This is a genomic window from Rhodoferax sp. TH121, assembly GCF_002251855.1.
In the GTDB taxonomy this organism is placed as follows: domain Bacteria; phylum Pseudomonadota; class Gammaproteobacteria; order Burkholderiales; family Burkholderiaceae_C; genus Allorhodoferax.
The window spans coordinates 552,562-579,541 of the sequence record NZ_NOXW01000022.1 but is presented as its reverse complement, the minus strand read 5'-3'; the positions used below and the strand labels follow the sequence as shown (position 1 = coordinate 579,541).

The window sequence follows — 26,980 nt, the reverse complement described above, 5'->3', positions numbered from 1 at the left end:
ATACCTTGTGCGCTACTTCTTGGGTGCGTCCGCGGCCAGCGTGCTCACGCCGCGCAACCGCAGGGCATACCCGTTTTCATGGCGCAGATCGGCCGACTCGACGGCCTGCATGGGCCGTGCGTAGCGGGAGGTGACCTGCGTCAGGGTTTTCAAAAATCGTTGCACGCGCGCATCCACTTCGGCCACTGAGCCACGACCCAGCTCCAGGATGGCCCCCGTGTCCAGGCGTGCGCGCCAGCTGCCACGGCCGGTCAGTTCCAGCTGCTCCAGCGGCATGTCCATCGTGGCGAACTGTGGCGCCAGGGTGCGGTACATGGCCAACACCTCCGCACTCTGCCCTTCGGGGCCACCGAGACGGGGCAGGCTCTCTTGGTCCACTTCACCCACATTCGCCTCAAACACTTCGCCATGGTTATTGATGAGCCGCGACTCGGCTTCGGCGCCCCAATACGCCACCGCCTGGTGTTCTTGCAGACTCACATGCAGGCGATTGGGAAACTCGCGCCGCACCACCGCACGGCGCACCCAAGGCACCGCCTCAAACGCAGAGCGCACGCGCGCCAGATCCACCGTGAAGAAAGTCCCCCCCAGGCTAGGCGCCACATTGGCACGCAGAGTGAGTGGGTTGTTATGGTTCGTGTCGCCGGACACACTGATGCCCTGCAGGTCAAACACAGGCAGTCGCGAGACCCAGCGGCCAGCAGCCAACAAGGCCAGACCGGCAAACGCCATGAACAGCACCGCCGCGGTGGTGTTCATGAGTTTGACGTCCAGCGGTGTGGCTGCCGGTGAGTTCATGCAGAAACGCCTCCATCGGTCGCCGTGGCCTGCAGCAGGCGCACACACAGATCTTCGTAGCTGATGCCTGCAGCCTTGGCCGACATGGGGACCAGCGAATGGCCGGTCATGCCGGGCGAGGTGTTGATCTCCAGCAGGTAGGGCGTGCGCGTCTTGGCATCGATCATGACGTCGGCGCGTGCCCAGCCGCGGCAGCCCAGTACCTGGTAGGCCTTGCGCACCAGCGCCTGGATAGCCTCTTCCTCGCCCGCCGGTAGGCCACAGGGCACGAGGTATTGCGTCACATCGGTGAAATACTTGTTTTGGTAATCGTAATTGCCTTCGGGCGCCACGATGCGGATCACCGGCAGCGACTCCGGGGCTTCCGTCGGGCCCAGAACCGGGCAGGTCACCTCATCGCCCGCAATGAATTGCTCACACAGCACATGGCTGTCGTGCTGCGCGGCCAGCGCATAGGCAGCGTCGCACTGGTCGGCGGACGTGACTTTGGTGAAACCAATGCTCGACCCTTCACGTGCGGGCTTGACGATCATGGGCGCCCCCAGTGCGGCAAAGGCCGCACGCGTCTGCGCTGCACTGGTCACTTGCTGCCAAGCCGGTGTGGACAGCCCCTCAAAGCGCCAGATGCGCTTCGTCATGACCTTGTCCATGGAAATGGCCGAGGCCATGACACCGGAGCCGGTGTAGGGAATGCCCAGCAGCTCCAGCGCCCCTTGCACCGTGCCGTCTTCGCCATGGCGGCCGTGCAGTGCGATGAAGCAGCACTCGAACCCTTCGCGCTTGAGATCATCCAGTGGTCGCTCTGAGGGGTCGAACGCATGGGCGTCAACGCCCTTGGACAGCAGTGCCTTGAGCACGCCGCTACCCGACATGAGCGAGACCTCGCGTTCGGCGGAGTCTCCGCCGAACAGCACGGCCACTTTCCCCAGTGTTTTTACATCAAATTGGCCCATAGCCCTCATCCATGCTGCGCAAGCAGCTCCTGTTTTTGTAGCAGTTCAGCAATCTTTCCGGGCACGGCGCCGATGGATCCGGCACCCATGCACATCAGCACATCGCCAGCACGTGCGTTGTCGATGGCGGCTTGTGGCATGGCAGCAATCTCGTCCACAAAAATGGGCTCCACCTTGCCCCCGATGCGTAGTGCGCGCGCCAGCGAACGGCCATCGGCCGCCACGATGGGCGCCTCGCCTGCGGAATAGACCTCGGCCAGCAGCACGGCATCAGCGCCCGCACCAATCACCTTTACAAAATCTTCAAAGCAATCTCGGGTACGCGTGTAGCGGTGTGGCTGGAAGGCCAGCACCAGACGACGGCCAGGGAAGGCGCCGCGCGCTGCCGCCAGCGTGGCCGCCATTTCCACGGGGTGGTGGCCGTAGTCGTCGATGACCGTGACCGTGCCACCTTGTGGCAAGGCCAGATCGCCATAGCGCTGAAAGCGCCGGCCCACGCCCTTGAACTCGGCCAAGGCCTTGACCACAGCGGCATCGGAAATATTGAGCTCCACGGCCACGGCAATTGCCGACAAGGCGTTGAGCACGTTGTGCAGGCCCGGCAGGTTGAGCACCACCTCCATATCAGGTAGCACCACGCCGTTGCGGCGCTGCACGGTGAAATGCATCTGTCCGCCCACTGCGCGCACATTGACGGCGCGCACTTCAGCATCTTCGTTGAAGCCATAGCTCGTGATGGGGCAGGTCACCTGCTCACAGATTTCGCGCACTGCGGCGTCATCGGTGCAGAGGATGGCGGTGCCGTAGAAGGGCATGCGGTGCAGGAAATCGACAAAGGCTTTCTTGAGCTTGCCAAAGTCGTGCCCGTAGGTCTCCATGTGGTCGGCGTCGATATTCGTCACCACGGCCATCACGGGCAGCAGGTTCAAGAAAGACGCATCCGACTCATCGGCCTCGACCACGATGTGGTCGCCACTGCCCAGACGGGCATTGGCACCGGCGCTGTTGAGGCGACCACCAATCACAAAGGTCGGATCCAGCCCGGCCTCGGCCAGTACGCTGGCCACCAAGCTGGTGGTGGTGGTCTTGCCATGCGTTCCCGCAATCGCAATGCCTTGCTTGAGGCGCATCAGCTCTGCGAGCATCAGGGCACGTGGCACGATGGGAATCTTCATCTCGCGGGCGCGGATGACTTCGGGGTTATCCGACTGCACGGCGGTAGAGGTGACCACCGCATCCGCGCCGGCGACGTTCTCGGCCGCGTGGCCCACATAGGTGCGAATACCCAGGGCCGCCAGACGCTGGGTGGTCGCGTTGTCGGCCAAGTCCGAGCCGGAAATGACGTAGCCCAAGTTGCTCAGCACCTCGGCAATGCCGGACATGCCGGAACCGCCAACGCCAACGAAATGGATATGTTTCACCGCGTGTTTCATGTTGCGAGCTCCTCGCAAGCGGCCACCACAGCCTGGGTGGCGTTGAGTTTTTGCATCTTTTTAGCCTCCAGACCTCGCAGCATCAGCGCAGACCGCTCTGTTTTCTGTAGCATTTCGGCCAGTGCTGCGGGCGTCATGTTCGCCTGCGGCATTAGCCAGCCGCCGCCCTGGTCGACCAGGAAGCGGGCGTTGAAAGTCTGGTGATCGTCCACCGCAGCCGGGAAAGGCACGAAGACGGCGGGTGCGCCGACAGCTGCAATCTCGGTCACGGTGCTGGCACCAGCGCGGCAGATCACCAGATCGGCATCGGCGAACGCTTGCGCGGTGTTGTCGATGAATGGGGTGAGCGTGGCCTGCACGCCTGCGGCTGCATAGTTGGCACGCAGCTCGTCGATCTGTTTCTCACCCGCTTGGTGCGTGACCAAGGGGCGCTGGGCCTCGGGAATCAGTGCCAGCGCCTGCGGCACCACGGTGTTGAGCGCACGCGCGCCCAAGCTGCCACCCACCACCAGCACCTTGAGCGGGCCGCTGCGTCCGACAAAGCGTTGTTCGGGGGCGGGCAGGTTCAGAAATTCAGTGCGCAGCGGGTTGCCGACCCACTCCCCTTTTTTCAGCACATTCGGGAAGGCTGCAAACACCCGATCGGCCACGCCGGCCAGCACCTTGTTGGCCATGCCAGCCACCGAGTTCTGCTCGTGCAACACCAGAGGCTTGCCGCAGAGCACGCCCATCATGCCGCCGGGGAAGGTGATGTAGCCGCCCAGGCCCACCACCACATCCGGCTTCACGCGGCGCACCACCTGCAGGCTTTGCCAGAAGGCACGCAGCAGCTTGAAGGGCAGTAGCGCCAACGTCTTGAGTCCTTTGCCGCGCACGCCACCAAAGTCCACCAGCTCCAGCGGAATACCACGGGCCGGGACAATGCGGCTCTCCATGCTGCCGGGCGCACCCAGCCAATGCACACGCCAGCCCTTGTCCAACAGGGCTTGCGCCACGGCCAAACCGGGGAAGATGTGCCCACCGGTGCCACCAGCCATGATGAGGGCGCACTTCTGCGTCATACACGGCCTCCGTGCATCAGCCATGGCGCGTTCCGCGCCATGCTGCGCTGCGCGCAGTGCCGGTTTTGGCGAAACAGGCAACTCATACACGACCTCCGTGCATGAGTTGCCGGTTTTCATAGTCCACCCGCAGCACCACGGCAATGGCCACCAGGTTCAGCAAGATGGCGGAGCCCCCGTAGCTCATGAGCGGCAGGGTCAGGCCCTTGGTGGGCAAAGCGCCCAGGTTCACACCGACGTTGATGAAGGACTGAAAACCCATCCAGATACCCACCCCCTGCGCGACCAGGCCGGCAAACACGCGGTCCAGGGCGATGGCCTGGCGACCGATGTGCATGATGCGGCGCGTCAGCCACAAAAACAGGCCAATGACCATGACGACGCCCAGCAGACCAAACTCCTCACCAATCACGGCGAGCAAGAAGTCGGTGTGCGCCTCGGGCAGCCAGTGCAGCTTTTCCACGCTGCCCCCCAGCCCCACGCCAAAGATTTCACCGCGCCCAATGGCAATCAAGGAATGGGTCAGCTGGTAGGCCTTGCCCAACGCATGCTCTTCGCTCCAGGGGTTGAGGTAGGCAAAGATCCGTTCACGCCGGAACTCGCTGAAAGCAATCATCAAAGAGAAGGCCACCAAAAGCGTTGCGGCGATCAGGAAGAACATCCGGGCGTTCACGCCACCCAAAAACAGAATGCCCATGGCAATCACGGCAATCACCATGAAGGCCCCCATGTCGGGCTCCGCCAGCAACAGCAGGCCAACCACCGCCACAGCGACAGCCATCGGGGCCACGGCGCGGAAGAAGCGCTCTTTCACTTCCATCTTGCGCACCATGTAGTCGGCCGCATACAGCAGCACCGCAAACTTGGCCAACTCGGACGGTTGGAAGTTCATGATGCCCAAAGAAATCCAGCGCTTGGCGCCATTCACGCCGCGCCCCACCCCCAACACGGCAATCAGCAGCACCAGCGACAGCACAAACAGCCAGGGGGCGAGCTTTTCCCAGGTCTGCAAGGGAAACTGGAACGCGATCAGCGCCGCGACAAAGGCGACCACCAGGGATAGCGCATGCCGCACAACAAAGTGGGTGTGGGTGTAGTTCGAGAACTTGGGGTTGTCCGGCATGGCAATCGATGCGGAATACACCATGACCAACCCCCACAGCAGCAGCGCCACCGTCACCCACACCAGCGGCTGGTCGAACCCTTTCACCTGGGTGGGCAGAGTGCTCGCGGCAAACGAGCCGCGCCCGCCCAGACGCACTGGCAAAGCCCCGGTGGTCTTGTCAGCCTTGGTGCTGAACCAGCCTTGGAGGGTTTGGCGCAAGGCGGTCATGCCATGTGCTCCATGTCCACGCCGCTGGACAAGGCCAGCTCTTTCACTGCGGCGCAGAAAACCTGGGCGCGGTGCTCGTAGTTCTTGAACATGTCAAAACTGGCGCAGGCGGGCGACATCAGCACTGCATCACCCGCATGCGCACGCGCATTGGCCAGGGTGACGGCGGACTCCATCGAGTCCGCATCCACCAGCGGCACCTCGACAGATGCAATTGCCTCGCGGATCAGCGGTGCATCACGGCCCATCAGCACGACGGCACGCGCGTAACGCGCCAGGGGCGCCGCTAGCGGCGTGAAGTCCTGGCCCTTGCCCTCACCGCCCAAAATCACCACCAGCTTGCGGTCGGCGCCCAGGCCCTGTAAGGCTGCCACCGTGGCACCCACATTGGTGCCCTTGCTATCGTCAAAAAACTCCACATCGTTCAGGATGCCGATGGGCTCCACGCGGTGCGGCTCGCCACGGTACTCACGCAGTCCAAACAGAATCGGGCCCAAGGCGCAACCGGCTGCAGCACACAGTGCCAGCGCAGCCAACGCGTTGCTGGCGTTGTGGCGACCACGGATGCGCAGGGCGTCGGCCGGCATCAAACGCTGGAAGTGCAGTTCCTCCGCCGCTTCGCTGCGCTTGCGGCGCGTTTCGTCAGCCTCCAGCGCGCGGACCAGCCAGACCATGCCGTTCACTTCTTCCAGGCCAAAGTCGCCAGGGCGCTGCGGCATGTCTCCGCCAAAGGTACTGTGGGCGCGTTCTTGCGGGCGTTGCAGCTTCACACGCACCGGCGGGGGCAACATGGCCATCACAGCCGCATCGTCGCGGTTCAGCACCATGAGACCGGTCTGGCCAAAGATGCGCGACTTGGCTTCAGCATAGGCCTGCATACTGCCATGCCAGTCCAGGTGGTCCTGCGTGATGTTGAGCACCACCGCGGCCGTGGGCTCAAAACCGCTCACGCCATCGAGCTGGAAGCTGGAAAGCTCCAGCACCCAGACCTCGGGAAGGGTGTTTGCATCCAAATGCCCAGCCAAGGTGTCCAACAGCGTGGGGCCAATGTTGCCGGCCACGGCCACGCTCTTGCCTGCGTGGGCAACCAGTTGGCCAGTCAGCGAGGTGACGGTGGTTTTGCCATTCGTGCCGGTGATGGCCAGCACCGCTGGCGCGTAACCTTGGCGGCTGCGCAATGCTTGCAGCGCCATGGAATACAAGCTTAATTCGCCCCCAACATAGATACCCACTGCGCGAGCAGCTCCTAAAACAGGAGCAATCTCTTCTGGACTCAAACCGGGTGAGCGGTACACCGCATGCAGGGTCTGCCCATCCACCAAGGCTGCAGAGAAGGGACCGGAAACAAAACGTACATCGGGCAGTTCCTGCTGCAGCGCAGCCAGCTGGGGCGGCGCGGCGCGCGTGTCGGCCACGGTGATGCTGGCAGCCCCCGTGCGGGCACACCAGCGCGCCATGGCCAAGCCCGATGCGCCCAAGCCCAGGATCACAATGTGTTGCCCTGCCAGCGGTGCAAAAGGGGCATTCGCTGTGTCGGGAAGGGCCTCTCCATCGGCCGACACCATTTCCGCTTCGGGCACGGTGGCGCCGACCAGCAGTTCGGATTCCGCCTTCTCGGCCTGGGTGTCCGCAAATATCTGCGCCACGAAAGCGGCCGCATCGCGCGCGGCCGTGAGCGTGGTGGGCAAGCCCCGGGCGTCTTTGGCGGGCTCAGACACCGATGGCGCGACGTGCACTTCGGGTGCCTCGGCCGATGCCAGCACCTCCGGCATCCCGGTCATGTCCTGCGTTGCAGGCTCGTCGGCCGTGGCGAGCTCGACCGACTGCGAGGGCAGCGCGTGGCTTGCCACAGCCTCAGGCACAAGCGGCAGCACCCCGCCGTCCTGGGGGGACGCTGCGGGGTGTTCGCCGGGGCGGTGCACTTCGTGTTCGTTCATCGCAGTTTCAGGGTGGACAGGCCCACCAGGCACAAGAGCATGGTGATGATCCAGAAACGAACCACCACCTGGGTTTCCTTCCACCCCGATTTTTCGAAGTGGTGGTGCAGCGGCGCCATCTTCAGTAGGCGGCGGCCTTCGCCGTATTTCTTCTTGGTGTATTTGAAGTAGGTCACCTGCAACATCACTGACAGGGCTTCGGCCACAAAGATGCCGCCCATGATGGCCAGCACAATCTCCTGGCGCACGATGATGGCGATGGTGCCCAAGGCGCCACCCAAGGCGAGTGCGCCCACATCCCCCATGAAGACCTGTGCGGGGTGGGTGTTGAACCACAAAAAAGCCAGGCCGGCGCCCGCCATGGCGGCGCAGAAAATCATGAGTTCGCCCGAGCCGGGAATGTGCGGGAAGAACAGGTACTTGGAGTAGACGGCGCTGCCGGTCACATAGGCAAACACACCCAGTGCCGAACCCACCATCACCACCGGCATGATGGCCAATCCATCCAAGCCGTCAGTCAGGTTCACGGCGTTGCTGGAGCCCACAATCACCAGATACGTCAGCACCACAAAACCCAATACGCCGAGCGGGTAGCTCACCTCTTTGATGAACGGCAGCAAGAGGCCGGCTTTGGGCGGCAGGTTCACGTCAAAGCCTGAGCGCACCCAATTGAAGAACAGCTCAATCACACGCAGATTGGAACTCTCCGAAATGCTGAACACGAGGTACAGGGCAGCCAGCAGGCCAATCACCGACTGCCAAAAATACTTTTCACGCGAGCGCATGCCTTCGGGGTCTTTGTGCACCACCTTGCGCCAGTCGTCAGCCCAACCAATGGCACCAAAGCCCAGCGTCACCAGCAGCACGATCCAGACAAAACGGTTGGACAGGTCAGCCCACAACAGCGTGGAGACGGCAATGGACAGCAAAATCAACACACCGCCCATGGTGGGCGTGCCACTCTTGCTCAGGTGGGTTTCCATACCGTAGCCACGGATGGGTTGGCCGATCTTCAGCTCACGCAGGCGACGAATTACATAGGGCCCAGCAGCCAGACCAATCAACAAGGCAGTGAGCGCCGCAAACACCGCACGAAAGGTGAGGTACTGGAACACGCGGAAAAACCCGAACTCGGGCGACAAGGTTTGCAGCCATTGGGCCAGGCTCAGCAGCATGAAAACGCTCCAAAAATATCAAACGGCATGGTTGCCACCTCCGGTAGCAGGCGCGGGCTGGGCCAAGGCCTCTACCACGCGCTCCATGCGCATAAAACGGGATCCCTTGACCAGCACGCTGGCCACACCGGGCAACAGGCCCCTGGCACGCGCGATCAAGGCCTCGACATCGGAAAAATGTTCGGCAGCGGGGCAGGCGGCAACGGCGTGGACGGCCATATCCCCCAGTGCCAAGACATGGGAAATGCCTTGGGCATGGGCAAACCGCCCAGCTTCTGCATGAAATTCAGGGCCTTGTTCACCGACTTCACCCATATCCCCCAGCACCAACAGGCGCGGGCCGGGCAGATCCGCCAGCACCTGGATGGCGGCACGCATGGAGTCGGGGTTGGCGTTGTAGGTGTCGTCCACCAGCGTGGCGTGCAGACCGCTGTGGGTGATCTGCAAGGCACGGCAACGGCCTTTGACCGGCACAAAGGCCTGCAGTCCCTGCACGACCGCCTTGGGACTGACACCCGCGGCCAATGCACACGCGGCTGCGGCCAGTGAGTTCTTCACGTTGTGGCGCCCGGCAATGGCCAAGCGGTACTGCAGTGCGCCCCAAGGCGTGCTGGCCTGAACCTGCCAGGCACCGTCCACCCACTCGGCGCTCGTGCACAGCACCTCGTGCGCGGCACCGGCCGCGTGCCATCCAAACTGCACCGTCTTGCGCTTCGCTGCCAGGCCTTGCCAGACAGCGGTGTAGTCATCGTCCAGCGGAAACACCGCCACACCATCGGCCGGCAAAGCGGTAATCACGGTGCCGTTTTCCTGGGCTACGGCTTCCACCGTGTGCATGAATTCCAGGTGCTCACGCTGCGCGTTGTTGACCAAGGCCACCGTAGGCTGTGCCATGGCGGCCAGTCCGGCGATTTCGCCGGGGTGGTTCATGCCCAGCTCGACCACGGCCAGGCGGTGTTCGCGGCGCAGCCGGAGCAGGGTCAGGGGCACGCCGATGTCGTTGTTGAAGTTGCCACGGGTGGCCAAGGCCGCACCGCCAGGGGCCTGTGCCTCCAGAATGGCGGCAACCATCTGGGTCACCGTGGTCTTGCCATTGCTGCCGGTCACCGCCACCAAGGGCAAGGTGAATTGGGCACGCCATGCCGCAGCCAGCTGGGCTAAAGCACGCTTGGTGTCAGGCACTTCGATGCGTGGCAGGCCCACAGGGTACGCCGTGGCGGGCAAGCCAGCGTGGCACAGCACGGCGGTGGCACCCTGGGCTTGGGCGTCGTGCAAGAAGGCGTTGGCATCAAACCGCTCGCCTTGCAAAGCCACAAACAGGTCACCACTGGCAAGGGTCCTGGTGTCGGTGTGGACCCGCAGAATCGCGAGGTCTGCAGAGCCCACGAGATGTGCGCGGTCCAGCCATGCGGCGACTTGGGCCAGTGTCATCATGGCACTCATGCGGCACCTCGGGTCGAGGACTGGCGCGCCTGCAGCGCGGCCAGGGCGTGGTGCTGGTCAGAGAAAGGATGTTTCACACCCGCAATCTCCTGGGTTTCTTCATGACCCTTGCCAGCCAGCAGGATCACGTCATGGGCCGCCGCCTGCATGACCGTGTCACGGATCGCCAAAGCGCGATCCACTTCCACCTCCACGCCTTTGTTGTCCACCACTCCCAACAGGATCTGTGCCACGATCGCCTCGGGACGTTCGCTGCGCGGGTTGTCGCTGGTCACCACCACGCGGTCGGCATGCTGGGCGGCAATCGCTCCCATCACGGGGCGCTTCGATGCGTCACGGTCTCCACCACAGCCAAACACCGCCCACAGGCTCCCGCCACGGGCATGGGCCATGGGGCGCAGCGCCTGCAGGGCCTGGGCCAAGGCATCCGGCGTGTGGGCGTAATCGATAGCCACCAGCGGTGCGCCCTGGCCGCCCACACACTCCATGCGGCCTGGTACCGGCAACAAGGTGCTGCAGGCGCCGACTGCGTCAGCCAGGGGTACGCCCAGGCAACGCATGGCAGCAACCACACCCAGCAGGTTCAACACGTTGTAGTGACCAATGACCCCGGCTTGGAGCGTGCACGACATGTCGCCCTCCACCACATCAAAGGCCATGCCGCTGGCGGTATGGCGCAACTGTTGCGCGCGCAGGCGTGCGGGCCGTTGGCTGGACACGGTCCACAGGTCCAGCGCGCCCGCAAGTTCATCGGCCAAGACGGCACCCTGTGTATCGTCGACGTTCACCACAGCATGCCCCAACCCGGGCCAGGCAAACAGCTTGCGCTTGGAAACCCAATAGGCAGCCATGCTGCCGTGGTAGTCCAAGTGGTCTTGGGTGAAGTTGGTGAACACGGCGACCCGAATCTGGGTGCCAGCCATGCGGTGCTCTTCGATCCCAATCGAGGAGGCCTCCATGGCACACGCGCGCAAACCTTGGTCTGCAAATTGCCGCAGCGTCTGCTGCACCCGTACCGGGTCCGGAGTGGTCAAGCCAGTGGACTGCACATGGGGCGGTTGCCCGACTCCCAGAGTGCCAATCACACCGCATGGCAAGGCGTTTGCGGCAGGCAAAGTACTCAGTGCCTGGGCCAGCCACCAGGCCGTGCTGGTCTTGCCGTTGGTACCGGTCACAGCCACCACGGGCAGAGCGGCAGATGGTTGTCCATAGAACGCGGCGGCAATCAGGCCGGCGTCAGCCTTCAGACCTGTATAGCTGGCCACACGCGTGGCATCCAGTGCAAAGGCGGACGCACCGTCGTATTCCACCAGCGCGGCCACGGCGCCGCTGTCCAACGCCTGGGCCACAAAAGCGCGACCGTCCACAACCCCACCAGGCCAAGCGACAAAGGCTTCACCTGCAGCAATTTGCCGGCTATCGGTGCGCAAGGCGATGGCACCCCGCTCGCGGAGCCATTGCACAGCCTCTAGAGGTGACGTGAGGTGGCGCATCAGAAACTTTCCTCCACCGCTTCTGTCACGATCTGGGGGCGTACCGCCATGTCAGGTTGCACGCCCAGCATGCGCAGGGTTTGCTGCACGGTTTCGCTGAATACGGGCGCAGCTACATCACCGCCGAAATATTTGCCATTGCTGGGCTCGTCAATCATCACGGCCACCACAATGCGCGGGTTATCAATAGGGGCTACGCCCACGAAGAAACCACGGTACTTTTTGTCCGCATACCCCTTGCCTTCTTGCTTGTGGGCCGTGCCGGTTTTTCCTCCTACGGAGTACCCCATGGTCTGGGCTTTGGGCGCAGTGCCTCCAGGGCCGGCGGCCATGTGCAACATGTTGAGCACGGCCTTGGCGTGGCGCGCCTCAAACACACGCACACCGGCCACCTGCTCCGAGGTCTTGAGCAAGGTCACCGGCACCAGCTCGCCATCACGCGCAAACACACTGTAGGCGCGCGCCAACTGGAACAAGCTGGCCGAAAGGCCGTAGCCATAACTCATGGTGGCCTGCTCAATCGGGCGCCAAGTTTTGTAGGCGCGCAGACGACCACTCACCACGCCAGGAAAAGGCACCTGGGGCTTTTGCCCCAGCCCCACCTGGCTGAACATGTCCCACATCTCGTGGGGCTCCATTTGCATGGCGAGTTTGACAGTGCCCACGTTGCTGGACTTCTGGATTACCTCGTTCACCGACAAAACCCCGTGGGGGTGTGAATCAGTGATGGTCGAACCCGTGATCGTGATGCGCCCTGGTGCGGTCTGAATCGGTGTCTCGGGCCGAACCATGCCCTGCTCCAGCGCCAAGGCCACCACAAACGGCTTCATGGTGGAGCCTGGCTCGAAGGTGTCGGTGAGAGCCCGGTTCCGTAACTGTGCCCCGGTCAGATTGGCGCGCTTGGCAGGCGAGTAGCTGGGGTAATTGGCAAGCGCCAGCACCTCTCCCGTCAATACATCCAGCACGACCACACTGCCTGCCTTGGCCTTGTTTTCCACCACGGCATCACGCAGCTTCTGGTAAGCGAAAAACTGCACCTTGCTGTCAATGCTGAGCTGCAAGTCCTTGCCTTCCAGGGGGGGAATCTGGTCGCCCACATCCTCCACCACCCGGCCCAAGCGATCCTTGATCACACGGCGGGAACCGCTGCGTCCGGCCAGTTCTTTATTGAAGGTGAGCTCCACGCCCTCCTGGCCTTTGTCTTCCACATTGGTAAAGCCGACCACATGCACGGCCGACTCACCCTCCGGGTACTCGCGCTTGTATTCCTTGCGCTGGTAAATGCCTTTGATGTTGAGTTCGGCAATTTGCCTGGCCACCGCAGCGTCGACTTGGCGCTTGATCCAGACAAAAGTCTTGTCCTCATTCGCGAGCTTGCGCGAAATATCGGCAGCCGGCATGTCCAGCAACTTGGCCAAACGCTGCAGCTGGGCCTTGTCCATTTCCACGTCTTCCGGAATGGCCCAAATACTCGGTGCAGGCACGCTGGACGCCAGAATCAAACCATTGCGGTCCAAAATGCGACCACGGTTGGCTGGCAGATCCAGAGTTCGGGCAAAACGCACTTCGCCCTGGCGCTGGAAAAAATCGTTCGCCACCACCTGGATGTAGGCCGCACGCGCGGCCAAACCCACGAACCCCAACGCGATCACGCCCACGACAAACTTGCTGCGCCACACCGGTGTGCGACTGGCCAGCAAAGGGCTGGAGGTGTACAGAACGCTGCGGCTCACGGGGCAGCTCCTGGTGCGGTGTACGTCACATAGGTGGTGATGCCGGGCGTGGCCTGGCGCATTTGCAGTTGGTCTTTGGCCAAACGCTCCACGCGGGCGGGTGTTGCCTGGGCACGCTTTTCCACTTGCAAACGCTCAAACTCCGTCTCCAGCCGACGCGCTTCGGCGCGGGCGCGCTCCAGCTCGACAAACACACGGCGCGACTCATACTGCATGCCGACCAGATACAGGGCACTGGCCACGACAGCCAAAAGCAACACCAGATTCAACCGGATCACGCCGCCATCCTTTGCGCGACACGCAAAATGGCACTGCGCGAACGCGGGTTGCCCGCCACCTCCGCCGCACTGGGCTTGATGCGATCCAGCGCCTTGAGCTTCATGACCTTGGGGGCCGCAAACGGAGCGCGGCGGTCATATTCGTCTTTGGAGTGTTTGGCGATGAACTGCTTGACGATGCGGTCCTCCAGCGAATGGAAGCTGATCACAGCCAAACGCCCGCCAGGCTGCAATACATCGAGGCTGGCGTCTAGCGCTTGTTGCAACTCCTCAAGCTCGGCGTTGATGAAAATCCGAAGAGCCTGAAATGTGCGCGTTGCAGGGTTCTGGCCCTGCTCGCGGGTTTTGACCGTGTCAGCCACGAGTTGGGCCAACTCGGAGGTGGTTGAAATTGGCCCCCGTTCCTGTCGGCGAGCAACAATCGCCTTTGCAATTGCCCCAGCAAACCGTTCTTCACCGTATTCACGTATCACCTCCGTGATTTGATTGATCTCGGCCGTTGCCAGCCACTGGGCCACACTTTCGCCGCGCGTGGTATCCATGCGCATATCCAGAGGACCTTCAAAGCGGAAGCTGAAGCCCCGCTGCGGGTTGTCGATTTGGGGGGAACTCACGCCCAGGTCCATCAGCACACCAGACAGGCTGGCGGATGGCAACTCGCCCAAATGGGAGAAGCCCTCGTGGCGGATGGAAAAGCGGGGGTCGGTGATGCTCGCAGATTGCGCCACCGCATCGGGGTCGCGGTCAAAGGCGACCAAGCGCCCGGCCGGACTCAAACGCTCCAGAATGCGGCGCGAATGACCACCACGACCGAAAGTGGCATCCACGTACGTGCCGTCCGCAGCGCCCGCGTAGGCTTGCCCGTCGTTGCTGAACAATGCGTCTACTGCTTCGTTCAACAAGACGGTGGTGTGGGTCCAAGGAGCTTCCACCGTCACACCTCAGAAAGAAAAGTCTTTGAAGACATCGGGCATCTCGCCCTGCATGGCCTTGGCCTCTTGGGCGTCGTAGGTGGCCTTGTCCCACAGCTCAAAGTGGTTGCCCATGCCCAGCAACATGGTGTCTTTGGCGATACCCGCCGCTTCGCGCAACTCAGGCGATACCAGCACGCGACCCGTGGCATCCATTTCCACATCCATGGCATTGCCAAGAAAAATGCGCTTCCACCATTGGGCAGACATGGGTAGTGCCGCAATACGTTCACGGAACTTCTCCCACTCGGGGCGGGGAAACACCATCAGGCAACCGTGCGGGTGTTTGGTGATCGTGAGTTGGCCAGCCGCCGTCGCACTCAGGACGTCACGATGCCGGGTCGGCACTGATAGCCGACCTTTTGCATCCAGACTGAGAGACGAGGCCCCTTGGAACACCGTGAAATACCTACTTTTGTTGCGACAGCGTAGAAATAGCAATTGCGCGGCACTTTTCACCACTAAATTGCACTTTTTTGCACTGTATCAGCAAAAGCCACGCTTGCAAGAGGGCTTGCGCGAAAATTTTCCAATGAAATCAAGGACTTAGAAGCGTTTTTGCAGGCTATCGACGGGCAAAAATCGTTCTAAATTAAGCACTTAGCGCGCCTTATGAAAGTGATGCTTGAAACATCCACTTCCATCACCGTTCATCCGAACGGCTTACAGGATGTAACGGGAAAGATCTTCGTCTTGGCTCAGCTGGCCCAGACGCGCATCCACATAAGCCGCATCAATCGACACGGTTTGCCCGGCCAAAGACGCGGCATCAAAGCTGACTTCATCCAGCAGGCGCTCCATCACGGTAGACAAACGACGCGCACCAATGTTCTCCGTGCGCTCGTTCACCTCGAAGGCAATCTGTGCCAGGCGCGTAATGCCCTCAGGGGTAAAGACCAGTGCCACCTGCTCCGTGGCCAGCAGCGCCTGGTACTGCTTGACGAGGGAGGCATGGGTCTGGGTCAGGATGGCTTCGAAGTCTTGCACTGACAAGGACTGCAACTCCACCCGAATGGGAAACCGCCCCTGCAACTCGGGAATCAGGTCACTGGGTTTGCTCAGGTGAAAAGCGCCGGAGGCAACAAACAGAATGTGGTCGGTCTTGACCATGCCGTATTTGGTAGACACCGTCGTGCCCTCCACCAATGGCAGCAAGTCACGTTGAACTCCCTGGCGCGACACCTCGGCCCCGCTGCTGCCTTCGCTGCGGGACGTCACCTTGTCAATTTCATCAATAAACACAATGCCGTTTTGCTCCAGCAGGTGCAAAGCTTGGGTCTTGATGTCATCTTCGTTGACGAGCTTGGCAGCCTCTTCGTCCACCAGCAATTTGTGCGCCTCGCTGATTTTGAGCTTGCGCGTCTGTCGCTTGCCCTGGCCCATCTGGCCAAACATGCCACGCAACTGCTCCGTCATTTCCTCCATGCCAGCTGGCCCCATGACTTCCAGCTGGGGCGCAGGTGCCGCCACATCGACCTCGATCTCGCGCTCAGCCAACTGGCCTTCACGCAACTTCTTGCGGAAGGTCTGGCGCGCCGCGTTCTCTGGCGCATCGCTGGCGGCAGTCACGCCAAAATCGGCGCGCGGAGGCGGCACCAAGATATCCAGAATGCGTTCCTCTGCAGCGTCTTCGGCACGCGCACGCACTTTGGTTTTTTCTTCCTCACGCGTTTGTTTGACAGCAATGTCAGCCAAGTCACGAATGATGGCATCCACATCCTTGCCCACGTAGCCAACTTCAGTGAACTTGGTAGCCTCTACCTTGATAAAAGGTGCATCAGCCAGACGCGCCAGACGGCGGGCGATCTCTGTCTTGCCCACGCCGGTGGGGCCAATCATCAGAATATTCTTGGGGGTGATTTCGCTGCGCAGCGCAGCGTCCACCATTTGCCGACGCCACCGGTTGCGCAGGGCAATGGCTACTGCACGTTTGGCCTGGGCTTGTCCAACAATGTGTTTGTCGAGTTCGGCGACGATATCTTGGGGAGTCAGGGCTTGCATGAAATTCAGAGGGTCTCAATGGTGTGGTGCATATTGGTGTAAATGCACAGCTCGCCCGCAATCTCCAGCGAACGCTTCACGATGTCGGCCGCGGGCAGTTCGGTGTGGTTGAGCAGGGCGACGGCAGCCGCCTGGGCGTAAGCACCACCAGAACCGATGGTCACGATGCCGTTCTCGGGCTCCAGGACATCCCCATTGCCGGTGATGATCAGGGAGGCATCTTTATCCGCCACAGCCAACATGGCTTCCAGCCGACGCAACACGCGGTCAGTGCGCCAATCTTTGGTCAGTTCGATGGCAGCCCGAACCAAATGACCCTGGTGCTTCTCCAACTTGGCCTCAAAGCGCTCAAACAAGGTGAATGCATCGGCCGTAGCACCGGCAAAACCCGCCAAAACCTTGCCGTGATACAGCTTGCGCACCTTGCGGGCGGAGCCTTTGACGACGATGTTGCCCAAGGTAACCTGACCATCGCCGCCAATGGCGACTTGGTCGCCTTGGGGCGTCTTGCGCCGGACACTGATGATGGTGGTTCCGTGAAATTGTTCCATGGTGTACAGGTGGGGTGAATGGCACCCAAATCAAGCGGTTGCGCACAAGGTGCGCGCACTCACATGGCGCGAGGCACAACCTTGGCATGCTCATTGATGCCAATCACATTAAAAAAGGCCGCTACCAGACGGTGCACGTCTTGGAACTGCACCAGATGTCCCTCAGACTGGCGCATGGCCACCCAGTTGAGAATGCTGCCTGCAGCGGAGAAGTCGACACGAATCAAGTTCCGGCACGACACCACGATGCGCCCCCCGTCTTCCCGGGCAGCATCCAAGCCCGCTAAAGCCTGGGTCGCATCCCCGAGCACATCGCCCCGCAACTCCAAACCCGAGACTGACACACTGTCCATCAAGCCCATAGGCACAGTCGCGGCGGATTCGTGGACAGCTGGCGAGATGCCCCCCCCCATCGCAGCAACTTCTGCTGACTCATAGTGGCAACGCGCTGGCTCCCAGGCGGGCGGAGAGACCTCGTAGGTGACGCAATAGTCCAGCGCTACCAACTCAAACTCGTCCAGCATTTGCATGGTGCGCAATGCATTCAAGCGCACAGCCCACCACGCGGGGTCCACGGTCCGGTCTCCGGACGGCGTGATTGCGCGCAGCGCCAACACCAAACTTTCAGCACCACCGAATTGCAGTGCCACCGCTTCGTCACACAAACTGCCAAACAGCCCCCCCAGCAAAGGCATCGCCTCAGCATCCAGGACTGCCGCTGCCGACCAATCGATCACCCAGGGCATGGGTTGGGTGGACATGGCCTCCCGCAAATCTTCCATGGCCAAAGCCGTCAACCGGGGCGGGCAACGCCAAATCGCCGGGGCCGCACCCAGCATGCTACGGCCCGAGCCTGATGCTGCAAAAGGCGCGGCCGCCGTCGTATCCATACCTTGCGTAGCAAGGGAGAGTGACGACCAGACAGGGAGCGAAGGGCCCCACACGCGCGCCAACTCCACCAAGGCCCAATCAAAGCGTGCTCGGTTGTTGGTGGCGCGGTACAGATCCATCAATGCCGCAGCCCATGAGGCGGAAGCCTCAGGCGTAGCGGTAATACTTTGCAGTGCATTGAGCAAGCCGGTTTCAGCGCCCACATCGTCGCCATTGGCAAAGCGAATCGCCGCCTCTTCTAACTCCGGGTCCGTAGCCATGTCATCCACCTCGATGGCGAACAGCTCGGACGTGGAGAAACTCAGTCCAGAGGAATCCCCCGCCTTGGCGCTCCGCCCCTGCGGCGCGCGCGCAGGCAAAGGGACATGGCTGGACATGGGGGGGGGCATGCCATTGCCCATTTGTGTGGCTGCGTATTCCGAAGGAACGACACCCGACACGCTGGAATGCAGCTCCGACGACTCCGTCGCTTCAAAACGCGACGACAAGGCCGCTGGGACCGTGGGGGCCGAGGCCTGGGGTGACAGCGGCTCAGCCGCACTGCTGGCACTGCCGACTACGGGGAAGCCGCCCTGTGCGGCGGCAGCGTCCTGCTTGCCCTTCCACCATTGCTTGGACATCTGGGCTTCAATCTCGTCAATCTTTTTAAGAGTGACAGCACGGCCATCAGGGTCCGTGGGGATACTGGTCTGGAAGTAAGAGGGGCGTGCCAAGGCCGCAGTGGCCGAGGGGTCGCGGTTGCGCAGTTTGCGCAGCTGGTCGAATTCGCGCTTGCGGACAAAGTCATTCTGCCGCTTGCGCTCAATCATGGCCTTCAGGGCCTGTTTGTCATAACCGCTGTCCTGCTCGGGTTCCGCCCGGTCCAACTCCGACCAATCCTTGGTCGGGTTGCGCACAAACATCGCCACCTTGGACAATAAACCGGGTCGATCGTCTTTGGTCGCCATAAGTCAGTGGGGGTGCTCCGCAGGCCAGTAAATTACGCTTAGTCGCCAAACATTTTCTGCTTGAGTTCACGACGCTGCTGCGCTTCAAGCGACAGGGTGGCCGTGGGGCGGGCCAACAGACGGCCAACGCCGATGGGTTCGCCGGTTTCATCGCAGTAGCCGTAATCGCCCGCGTCAATGCGGACGATGGATTGCTCAATTTTTTTCAGCAGCTTGCGCTCACGATCGCGCGTACGCAGCTCCAGCGCATGCTCTTCCTCAATCGTGGCACGGTCGGCAGGATCCGGCACCACGGAGGTATCTTCGCGCAGGTGTTCGGTGGTTTCTCCCGCGCTATTGAGGATGTCTCGCTTGAGGATGGAGAGCTTCAGGCGAAACGCCGCCAACTGCACATCGTTCATGTATTCCGAGTCAGGCATGGCCAGCAGCTCGGCATCCGTCAGTTCTGCCACCGGCTTGGACTTCCAGTTGTTGGCAAGCTTGGCGTCTTTCTTGACGGCGGCGGGAATCACAGGGGCAATCACGGGGGAAGTCATGGTAGGGGTATAGCTGGCTTTGGCGGCTGTGGAGGCCACAGATTGCGCCATGGAGGGCACGGTAAGTTGGGCCAACCGGGATGACGGGCGTCCTGACTTGGCAGGCACCGCAGCCGCAGGAGCGGGTACGGGTGCCGTCACCGGGACTTTGGCTGCTACAGGCGCCGCGACCACTTTGGCGGGCGCAGTTTTCACAGGGGCCACGACCTTCACGGTAGGCTTGGCGGCCGGTTTTTCGGCAACCGCCTTGATTTTAACTGCGGGCGCAGCCTTTGCGGGCGCCTTGGCGACGGGTTTGGCTGCCACTTTGGCCACTGGCTTGGCCGGGGCCTTGGCGGTTGCAGCCTTCGACGCAGCTTTCGCGACAGGCTTGGCCGGCGCCTTGGCAACCGGCTTGGCGGCGGCCTTGGCCTTGGGCGGCGGCGCTTTGGCCACGGGTTTGCTCACGGCTTTGGTGGCTGCCTTGGTGACGGCAGCTTTGGCTTGCACCTTCACTACTGGCTTGGCTGCTGCTTTGGCCGCAGGCTTGGCCTTGACGCTTTTGGCTTTCGCGTCTTTGGCCTTGGTGTCTTTCCCGGATGTCGCTTTCACTTCTTGTCTCCTGGCAGTACTCGCCTGCGCACGGTCCCTGGTGGCTGCTGGCGTCTTTGCCCTCTTTGAAGGGGGCTCAACGCGGGTTTCTTCGGCGCGCGAGTGTACAGGTTTCCCCATCGGTAAGCCCATCAGTTGCAAAAGCGAGACAAACATTTGTTTCCCTGCGATTCGGTGGTGTGTTCCGGGTCAGACCAGGGACTGTTCCATGCCCTGCAGGAAGATGTCCTTGGGCAGATCGATGCCAATGAAGACCATTTTGCTGCACTTCTGCTCACCCTCTGCCCAGGCTGGGCCCAGGTCACTGCCCATGAGTTGGTGCACGCCTTGGAAGATGACCTTGCGCTCGGTGCCCTTCATATAGAGCACGCCCTTGTAGCGCAGCATGCGCGGGCCGTAGATGTTGACCACGGCACCCAGGAAGTCTTCCAGCTTGGCCGGATCGAAGGGGCGCTCGGACTTGAAGACGAAGCTTTTCACATCGTCATCGTGGTGATGGTGGTGGGCATGGCCATGACCGTGCTCATGCTTGTGCGAGGGGTGGTCGCAGTGCTCGCCATGTTCGTGGTCATGATCATGGTGGTGGTGCTCGTGATCGTCTTCCTTGAGGAAGTCGGGGTCGATGTCGAGCTTGGCGTTCAGATTGAAGCCGCGCAGATCCAACACTTCGTTCAGCGCCACCTCGCCAAAATGCACTGCTTTCTGCGGCGCGCGTGGGTTCATGTGCTTGATGCGGTGCATCAGCGCGTCCAGGTCGTCCTTGGACACCAGATCGGACTTGCTGATAAATAACTGGTCGGCAAAGCCGATCTGGCGGCGCACTTCCTGGCGGTCGCTGAGCTGCTGCTCGGCGTGCTTGGCATCCACCAGCGTGAGGATGGAGTCCAACAGGTAGGTCTCGGCCACCTCGTCATCCATAAAGAAGGTCTGCGCCACGGGGCCGGGGTCGGCCACACCGGTGGTTTCGATGATCACGCGCTCGAAATCCAGCTCGCCCTTGCGTTTTTTCTCAGCCAGGTCTTTCAGCGTGGTGCGCAGGTCTTCGCGGATGGTGCAGCAGACGCAGCCGTTGCTCATTTGGATGATTTGCTCGGTGGTGTCGCTGACCAAGATATCGCTATCGATGTTCTCTTCGCCGAACTCGTTTTCAATGACGGCGATCTTCTGGCCGTGGGCTTCGGCCAGCACGCGCTTGAGCAGCGTGGTTTTGCCGGAACCGAGAAAGCCGGTCAGGATGGTGGCGGGGATCAGGCTCATGGGAGTCTTCCAAAAATGGTGCGGTGCAAAAGACGGTAGTTGGGGAGTGTAGCGAGCCTGTCAAGCCCCCACCCCGCTGCGGCCAGCCATAGACTGATTCAGCGCCGCATCACCACCAGACCTTTGAGGTACTCTCCTTCGGGGAAGGCAATGGTCATGGGGTGATCCGGCGCGCCGCCCATGCGTTCGGTAATGTAGCCATCGACCCCAGCGTCCGAACCGGCGCCGGCGATGATCTTGTGAAACAGGTCAGCGCTAATGCCGCCCGAGCAGCTATAGGTGAATAGCACGCCCCCGGGTTGCAACAGCTTGAAGGCTAGGCGGTTGATGTCCTTGTACGCGCGGGCTGCCCGCTCCGCATGGGCCACAGTGGGCGCGAACTTGGGCGGGTCCAGGATGATGGCGTCAAAGGTACGGCCCTCAGCGGCAAAAGCACGCAAGCTTGCGTTCACGTCGGCGTCCATGAAGGTGGCACGGCTGGCTTCAAAACCGTTGAGCGCCACGTTTGCGCGCGCTTTCTCGATGGCCGGGCCGCTGGAGTCAATGGAAGTCACGTGGTCCGCACCGCCCGAGAGCGCTGCCACGGTGAAGCCGCCCGTGTAGCAGTAGCAGTTGAGCACGGTCTGGAAACCCAGGCGGCGTGTCGTGTCGGCAAAGCGCTTGCGGCTGTCGCGCTGGTCCAGGTAGAAGCCGGTCTTGTGGCCCTCGGCAATGCTCAGCGCCAACTTCCATTCATGCTCCTGCAGCACCAAGTCGGTGGCGCCCTCACCGCGCAGCCAACCCGTGGCCTCGGGCAGGCCTTCCAGTGCGCGGCTGCTGGCGTCGGAACGCTCGTAGAGCTTGGTCAGGCCCGTGGCCGCCAAGAGCGCATCAGCGATCACGCCCTTCCACTTCTCCACGCCAGCGGAGGTGAACTGGGCCACCAGCGTGTCGCCATAGCGGTCCACGATGAGGCCGGGCAGGCCGTCAGACTCGCCGTGCACCAGGCGCACACCATCGCTTTTGATATCAAATCTGGCTCTAGCCCTTACAGATTCTGCGCAAGCAGCTACGAAAAAGCTAGCATCGATGCGCTGCTTTTCGTCAAAACTCCAGACCCGCGCGCGGATCTTGGACTGCGGGCTGAATGCTGCCCAGCCCAGGAACTGCCCTTCGGCCGACTCCACGCGCACGGTCTCCCCGCTGTCACCACCGCCCTTGGCAATGGCCGAATCAAAGATCCAGGGATGGCGGCGTAACAGGGAGCGCTCTTTGCCGGCGCGCAGGCGAATGGTTTTCATGCCTGCAATTGTCGGCCATCCAGCGGCAACCTCCCGTTTACAAGCCAGAGACGCTGGCCTATATTGGGATGCACCGGAGAAAAATTGCGTCGCTGCGAGCCCGTGCCGCGGCGACACCCACCCGCAACGTCTGGAACAAAGGGACCGCTATGGACTTGAGCAATGTGAAGTTCTCCACCCGCCTGAGCTTGGGCTTTGCCAGTCTGGTCGCCCTGGTGGCACTGATGGCAGCCTTCGGCCTGTACGAAGTCCGCGTGACCAACCAGTCCATTGGCACCATTTATGCCGACCGGGTGGTCCCTCTCAAGCAGCTCAAGGCGGTGTCTGACCTTTACGCAGTCAACATCATCGACAACGCCAACAAGGTATCCGCAGGCTTGCTCGAGCCCAAGGCAGCCCAAGCCAACGTCAGCAACAGCCTGGTCGACATTCAAAAGCAGTGGAAAGATTACCTGGCCACCGAACTCACCCCGCAGGAAAAACTGGACGCAGCCGCCGTCACCGAGCGCGTGGGCAAGGCAGCCCCGGTCGTGGCGAGCCTGCAAGCCGCTCTGGCAGCGGGCAGCCGCGAACAAGTGGCTGCGCTGGTGCGCCCGCTGTACGAGCAGGTGGACCCTCTGAGCGAAGGCTTGAGTAAGCTGGTGGACTTGCAACTGACAGAGGCCAAGGCCGAATACGACCGATCCACTGCCAGCTACCAGGAAACCATGCTTCTGTTCAGCATCATTGTGGTGGCCGCGATCGCCGTGGGCAGCGCCATTGGTGTGTTGCTGATTCGCGCCATCACCCAGCCCCTGAACCAGGCGGTGGACCTGGCCCGCGAAGTGGCAGGAGGCAACCTGACCCAGCACATTGAAGCGAAAGGAAAGACCGAAACGGGGCTTCTGCTGGGTGCGCTGCGCGATATGCAGGACAGCCTAGTAGCCGTCGTATCCACGGTGCGCCAGGGATCAGAAGGCGTGGCCAGCGCGAGCGCGGAGATTGCGCAGGGTAACAACGACCTCTCGACCCGTACGGAACAACAGGCCAGCGCACTGGAAGAAACCGCGGCCAGCATGGAAGAACTCAGCGCCACGGTGAAGCACAACGCTGACGCCGCCAAGCAAGCCAATCAGTTGGCCAGCACGGCCTCCAGCGTGGCGCAAAAGGGTGGCCAGGTGGTGCAGACCATGAAGGGCATCCACGAATCGAGCAACAAGATCGCCGACATCATCAGCGTGATCGACGGCATCGCCTTCCAGACCAACATCCTGGCGCTGAACGCTGCCGTGGAAGCGGCGCGGGCGGGCGAACAGGGCCGCGGTTTTGCCGTGGTGGCCAGCGAGGTGCGCAGCCTGGCCGGGCGCAGCGCCGAGGCGGCCAAGGAAATCAAGACCCTGATCAGCACCAGCGTGGAACGCGTGGCGCAAGGCACCACCTTGGTGGACGAGGCGGGCTCGACCATGGCCGAGGTCGTACAGAGCATCCAGCTCGTAACCAACATCATGGCGGAGATCAGCGCCGCCAGCAGCGAGCAGGCCAAGGGCGTGGAGCAGGTGGGCGAGGCCGTGGTGCAAATGGACCAGACCACCCAGCAAAACGCCGCCTTGGTGGAGCAAATGGCGGCCGCTGCCAGCAGCCTCAAGGGATTGGCCGGAGAGCAGGTACGCGCCGTCTCGGTGTTCCGGCTGCCAGGCATGCAGCAGGCCCTGCCGGGCTAGCTAGGTCGCTCCGTCTTTCTTGGGGCCACGCAGGCGCGCCCGCGGGTGTGCCGCGTCGTAGGCCTTGGCCAGGTGCTGAAAATCCAGCCGGGTGTAGACCTGGGTAGTGGTGATGTTGGCGTGGCCCAGCAGCTCCTGCACCGCGCGCAGGTCGGCGCTGCTTTGCAGCACATGGCTGGCAAACGAATGGCGCAGCATATGCGGGTGCACCGGGGTGTTCAGGCCAGCCTGTTGGCTGCGCCGGCGCAAGCGTTGCCAGATGCTCTGCGCCGTCAGCCGGGTACCGTTGCGCCCGGTGAAGAGGGCGGCGCTGGCATCGGCCTGAGTCGCATGCACAGGCGCAGCACTCGCCGTGCCGCTGGGGCCGCGCACCTCCAGCCAGCGCTGCAGCGCCACCAACGCCTGTGTACCCACCGGCACGGTGCGCCGCTTGCTGCCTTTGCCCAGCACATGGGCCTCGGCGGCCTGCAGGTCGACCCAACCTTTGGCGTCTTTGCCGGCCACCACGTCCAACCCCACCAGTTCGCCCACACGCAGGCCGCTGCCGTAGAGCAGCTCCACCATGGCCGCGTCGCGCGCCTCCAGCCAAGCGTTGTCGTCGCTCTCAAAATCGGCCAGTTGCACGGCATCGTCCACGCCCAGGGCCTTGGGCAGGGGTTTGGGGGCTTTGGGGGAACGCACGTCCTGCACCGGGTTGCTGGCCACCAGGCCTTGGCGGCCCAGCCAGGTGTAGAAGCCGCGCCAGCCCGAGAGGATGAGCGCAATGCCACGGCCGCTGCTCCCTCCGCTGTGCATTTGTGCCACCCAGCGACGGATGTGGTGGTTCTTCACCTCCCGCAGCGCCACCTGGGCCTGGGTAGCGTTGGAGCCCAGCTTGCCTAAGTCCAGCGCATACAGCTCGACCGTACGCGTGGCCAAACGTTTTTCGACGCGGACGTACTCCAGGTATTTTTCGACCAGAGCCGTATCGTCGGTAGTCACGACCAACGAGGGTTACCGCAGGCGGGAGAGCGCCGCGCTGGCCAGCTCGCCGATGCGCGCCAAGAACTCGGTGCCCATGCCGCTGTTGAAGCGCTGCGCATCGCTGGAGGCCAGCACCAGCAAGCCGAACGCCGGAGCCGCGCTGCCAGCCGGTCCGCTACGCAGGGGAATCAGGGCCAGCGAGCTCACGTTGTGGGCGTCCTCCAGCCAGCTCACGGCTTCAAACCCGGTGTTCAGGCCGCAGAAAGGCTCGGTCAGTGAGGAGGCAAACACCTTCGCGTCATCGCTCACACCCTGCACACAAGCGAGTCCGGAGAACGCGTCAGCCACCCCCCACATGCGCAGGCCGACTTGGGGCACGGCAAATTGGTCTTTGATCTCCTGAACGATTTCCGCAGGCAAATCGGCCAGGTTCGTGGTGAGGAACAGGGTGCGCGCCCAGCGCAGGATCTTGTCCGACAGCATCACGTTCTCGTTGCCGTTGCGGATCATTTCCATGATGCGCTGCTCCAGCAGCTTGATCTTCTCGCGCAGCATCTCCGCCTGGCGCTCCTGCAGGCTCACGGCGCGGTGGCTGTGCGGGCTGGTGAACTGCACTGTGGCCAGCAGCTCGGCGTGGCGCTGGAAGAAGTCAGGCGTGTTGGCCAGGTAGTTGGCGATGTCGTCTTCGGTGATGGGGTTGGCCAAAGCCTGGTTCACGGGTGTGGTCATGGTGAGGATGTGAGGTTATTCGGGAAGGTCAATTTCGCCGTGGAACACGGTGGTGGCGGGGCCAGTCATGAAGACCGACTGGCCCAGGCCCGCCCACGCAATGGTGAGTACGCCGCCGCGGGTCTGCACGTCCACGCTGGCGTCCAACAGACCCAAGCGGATGCCAGCCACCACGGCCGCGCAGGCGCCGGTGCCGCAGGCCAGGGTCTCGCCCACACCGCGCTCAAACACCCGCAGGCGCACATGGCTACGGTCCACCACCTGCAGAAAGCCCACGTTCACGCCCTGCGGGAAACGCGGGCTGGCCTGCACGGCCGGGCCCAGTGTGGCCACCGCGGCGGTGTCCACGTCGTCCACCAGCGTCACCGCATGAGGATTACCCATGGACACAGTTGCTACGAAAAGAGGAGCGGCTTGCGCAGTTTCCGCGAGGGCGAGCGGCCAATTTCCCCAAGAGCCCATGGGCTGCAGCACCAGACCGCTGTCGTCAAACGGAATCTCGGCCGGCGTGAACACCGGCGCGCCCATGTCCACGGTGACGCGGCCATCGGCGTTCAGGCGCGGCTCGATCACGCCTTTCATGGTCTGCACGCGGATGCGGTCTTTGGTGGTGAGGCCGCGGTCGTGCACAAAGCGGGCAAAGCAGCGCGAGCCATTGCCGCACTGCTCCACCTCGTTGCCGTCAGCGTTGTGGATTACGTATTCGAAGTCGATGCCCTCGGCCGGCGAGGGGCGCACCGTCAGAATCTGGTCGGCGCCCACGCCAAAGTGGCGGTCACCCAGGAAGCGATAGTGCGCCTCGGTCAGGCCCAGCCGACCGCGCGTTTCGTCGAGCACGACAAAGTCGTTGCCGGCGCCCTGCATTTTGGTGAACGGAATTCGCATGGCCGGATTATCCGCGTTTGGCGTCACAATCCGCCGCATGG

The 26,980-nt window shown here is 62.4% G+C and carries 23 protein-coding genes; 1 reads left to right on the top strand and 22 read right to left on the bottom strand.

From position 1 onward, the window contains the following. Positions 1 to 12: 12 nt before the first annotated feature. The 19 genes from CHU94_RS17050 to CHU94_RS16960 all read right to left on the bottom strand — a co-directional run bounded on the left by CHU94_RS17050 (position 13) and on the right by CHU94_RS16960 (position 22,662). Positions 13 to 798, bottom strand: coding sequence for a cell division protein FtsQ/DivIB (locus CHU94_RS17050; protein WP_094482072.1), 786 nt, complete (start codon positions 796 to 798; stop codon positions 13 to 15). Next, a complete protein-coding gene (locus CHU94_RS17045; RefSeq protein WP_094482070.1) occupies positions 795 to 1,760 on the bottom strand; it encodes a D-alanine--D-alanine ligase in 966 nt (321 codons plus the stop codon). The genes CHU94_RS17050 and CHU94_RS17045 overlap by 4 nt, the downstream gene beginning before the upstream one ends. After that, positions 1,757 to 3,184 (bottom strand): UDP-N-acetylmuramate--L-alanine ligase, encoded by a 1,428-nt coding sequence (gene murC / locus CHU94_RS17040; protein ID WP_094482068.1) that lies wholly within the window; start codon positions 3,182 to 3,184, stop codon positions 1,757 to 1,759. Before murC ends, CHU94_RS17045 begins: the two co-directional genes overlap by 4 nt. After that, positions 3,181 to 4,245 carry an undecaprenyldiphospho-muramoylpentapeptide beta-N-acetylglucosaminyltransferase gene (gene murG / locus CHU94_RS17035; RefSeq protein ID WP_094482066.1) on the bottom strand — a complete coding sequence of 355 codons (1,065 nt, stop codon included), beginning with the start codon at positions 4,243 to 4,245 and terminating at the stop codon, positions 3,181 to 3,183. The genes murC and murG overlap by 4 nt, the downstream gene beginning before the upstream one ends. An 82-nt stretch (positions 4,246 to 4,327) precedes the next feature. Beyond that, positions 4,328 to 5,578: a putative lipid II flippase FtsW gene (ftsW, locus tag CHU94_RS17030; protein ID WP_094482064.1), complete on the bottom strand. Its 1,251-nt coding sequence runs from the start codon at positions 5,576 to 5,578 to the stop codon at positions 4,328 to 4,330. Further along, a complete protein-coding gene (gene murD, locus CHU94_RS17025) occupies positions 5,575 to 7,515 on the bottom strand; it encodes a UDP-N-acetylmuramoyl-L-alanine--D-glutamate ligase (protein WP_094482062.1) in 1,941 nt (646 codons plus the stop codon). The genes ftsW and murD overlap by 4 nt, the downstream gene beginning before the upstream one ends. Beyond that, complete coding sequence (gene mraY / locus CHU94_RS17020; protein ID WP_094482060.1) at positions 7,512 to 8,690, bottom strand: phospho-N-acetylmuramoyl-pentapeptide-transferase; 1,179 nt, start codon at positions 8,688 to 8,690, stop codon at positions 7,512 to 7,514. Before mraY ends, murD begins: the two co-directional genes overlap by 4 nt. Positions 8,691 to 8,708: 18 nt before the next feature. Beyond that, on the bottom strand, positions 8,709 to 10,124 hold the full coding sequence (gene murF / locus CHU94_RS17015) for a UDP-N-acetylmuramoyl-tripeptide--D-alanyl-D-alanine ligase (protein WP_094482837.1): 1,416 nt from the start codon (positions 10,122 to 10,124) through the stop codon (positions 8,709 to 8,711). 5 nt (positions 10,125 to 10,129) lie between these two features. Further along, positions 10,130 to 11,626: a UDP-N-acetylmuramoyl-L-alanyl-D-glutamate--2,6-diaminopimelate ligase gene (locus tag CHU94_RS17010; RefSeq protein WP_094482058.1), complete on the bottom strand. Its 1,497-nt coding sequence runs from the start codon at positions 11,624 to 11,626 to the stop codon at positions 10,130 to 10,132. Continuing rightward, positions 11,626 to 13,359 (bottom strand): penicillin-binding protein 2, encoded by a 1,734-nt coding sequence (locus CHU94_RS17005; protein WP_094482056.1) that lies wholly within the window; start codon positions 13,357 to 13,359, stop codon positions 11,626 to 11,628. Before CHU94_RS17005 ends, CHU94_RS17010 begins: the two co-directional genes overlap by 1 nt. Further along, on the bottom strand, positions 13,356 to 13,637 hold the full coding sequence (ftsL, locus tag CHU94_RS17000) for a cell division protein FtsL (protein ID WP_094482054.1): 282 nt from the start codon (positions 13,635 to 13,637) through the stop codon (positions 13,356 to 13,358). Before ftsL ends, CHU94_RS17005 begins: the two co-directional genes overlap by 4 nt. Next, positions 13,634 to 14,569 (bottom strand): 16S rRNA (cytosine(1402)-N(4))-methyltransferase RsmH, encoded by a 936-nt coding sequence (rsmH, locus tag CHU94_RS16995; RefSeq protein ID WP_094482835.1) that lies wholly within the window; start codon positions 14,567 to 14,569, stop codon positions 13,634 to 13,636. The genes ftsL and rsmH overlap by 4 nt, the downstream gene beginning before the upstream one ends. 9 nt (positions 14,570 to 14,578) lie before the next feature. Then, entirely contained in the window at positions 14,579 to 15,007 is a 429-nt protein-coding gene (gene mraZ, locus CHU94_RS16990; protein ID WP_094482051.1) for a division/cell wall cluster transcriptional repressor MraZ, read from the bottom strand. 264 nt (positions 15,008 to 15,271) lie between these two features. Then, positions 15,272 to 16,609, bottom strand: a complete 1,338-nt coding sequence (gene hslU / locus CHU94_RS16985) for an ATP-dependent protease ATPase subunit HslU (protein ID WP_094482048.1) — start codon at positions 16,607 to 16,609, stop codon at positions 15,272 to 15,274. A 5-nt stretch (positions 16,610 to 16,614) separates the two neighbouring features. Beyond that, positions 16,615 to 17,160 (bottom strand): ATP-dependent protease subunit HslV, encoded by a 546-nt coding sequence (gene hslV, locus CHU94_RS16980; RefSeq protein WP_094482046.1) that lies wholly within the window; start codon positions 17,158 to 17,160, stop codon positions 16,615 to 16,617. A 59-nt stretch (positions 17,161 to 17,219) separates the two neighbouring features. Then, the gene (locus tag CHU94_RS16975; protein ID WP_094482044.1) at positions 17,220 to 18,998 is read right to left on the bottom strand and encodes an STAS domain-containing protein; all 1,779 of its coding nucleotides are present in this window, start codon (positions 18,996 to 18,998) and stop codon (positions 17,220 to 17,222) included. A gap of 38 nt (positions 18,999 to 19,036) precedes the next feature. Next, positions 19,037 to 20,125, bottom strand: coding sequence for an RNA polymerase-binding protein DksA (gene dksA / locus CHU94_RS16970; protein ID WP_255034012.1), 1,089 nt, complete (start codon positions 20,123 to 20,125; stop codon positions 19,037 to 19,039). A gap of 189 nt (positions 20,126 to 20,314) precedes the next feature. Next, positions 20,315 to 21,382 carry a GTP-binding protein gene (locus tag CHU94_RS16965; protein WP_094482042.1) on the bottom strand — a complete coding sequence of 356 codons (1,068 nt, stop codon included), beginning with the start codon at positions 21,380 to 21,382 and terminating at the stop codon, positions 20,315 to 20,317. Positions 21,383 to 21,480: 98 nt separating this feature from the next. Next, positions 21,481 to 22,662 (bottom strand): class I SAM-dependent rRNA methyltransferase, encoded by a 1,182-nt coding sequence (locus tag CHU94_RS16960; protein WP_094482040.1) that lies wholly within the window; start codon positions 22,660 to 22,662, stop codon positions 21,481 to 21,483. Positions 22,663 to 22,811: 149 nt separating this feature from the next. Between CHU94_RS16960 and CHU94_RS19670 the strand changes: the two genes are divergently transcribed. Then, complete coding sequence (locus CHU94_RS19670; RefSeq protein WP_094482038.1) at positions 22,812 to 24,362, top strand: methyl-accepting chemotaxis protein; 1,551 nt, start codon at positions 22,812 to 22,814, stop codon at positions 24,360 to 24,362. Here the strand turns inward: CHU94_RS19670 and CHU94_RS16950 are convergent, their stop codons facing one another. The 3 genes from CHU94_RS16950 to dapF are packed head-to-tail and all read right to left on the bottom strand — an operon-like array spanning position 24,363 to position 26,939. After that, positions 24,363 to 25,343: a tyrosine recombinase XerC gene (locus tag CHU94_RS16950; protein WP_255034011.1), complete on the bottom strand. Its 981-nt coding sequence runs from the start codon at positions 25,341 to 25,343 to the stop codon at positions 24,363 to 24,365. Between the two features lie 12 nt (positions 25,344 to 25,355). Then, entirely contained in the window at positions 25,356 to 26,054 is a 699-nt protein-coding gene (locus CHU94_RS16945) for a DUF484 family protein (protein ID WP_094482034.1), read from the bottom strand. 15 nt (positions 26,055 to 26,069) lie between these two features. Beyond that, positions 26,070 to 26,939 (bottom strand): diaminopimelate epimerase, encoded by an 870-nt coding sequence (dapF, locus tag CHU94_RS16940; protein WP_094482032.1) that lies wholly within the window; start codon positions 26,937 to 26,939, stop codon positions 26,070 to 26,072. Between the last annotated feature and the right edge of the window lie 41 nt (positions 26,940 to 26,980).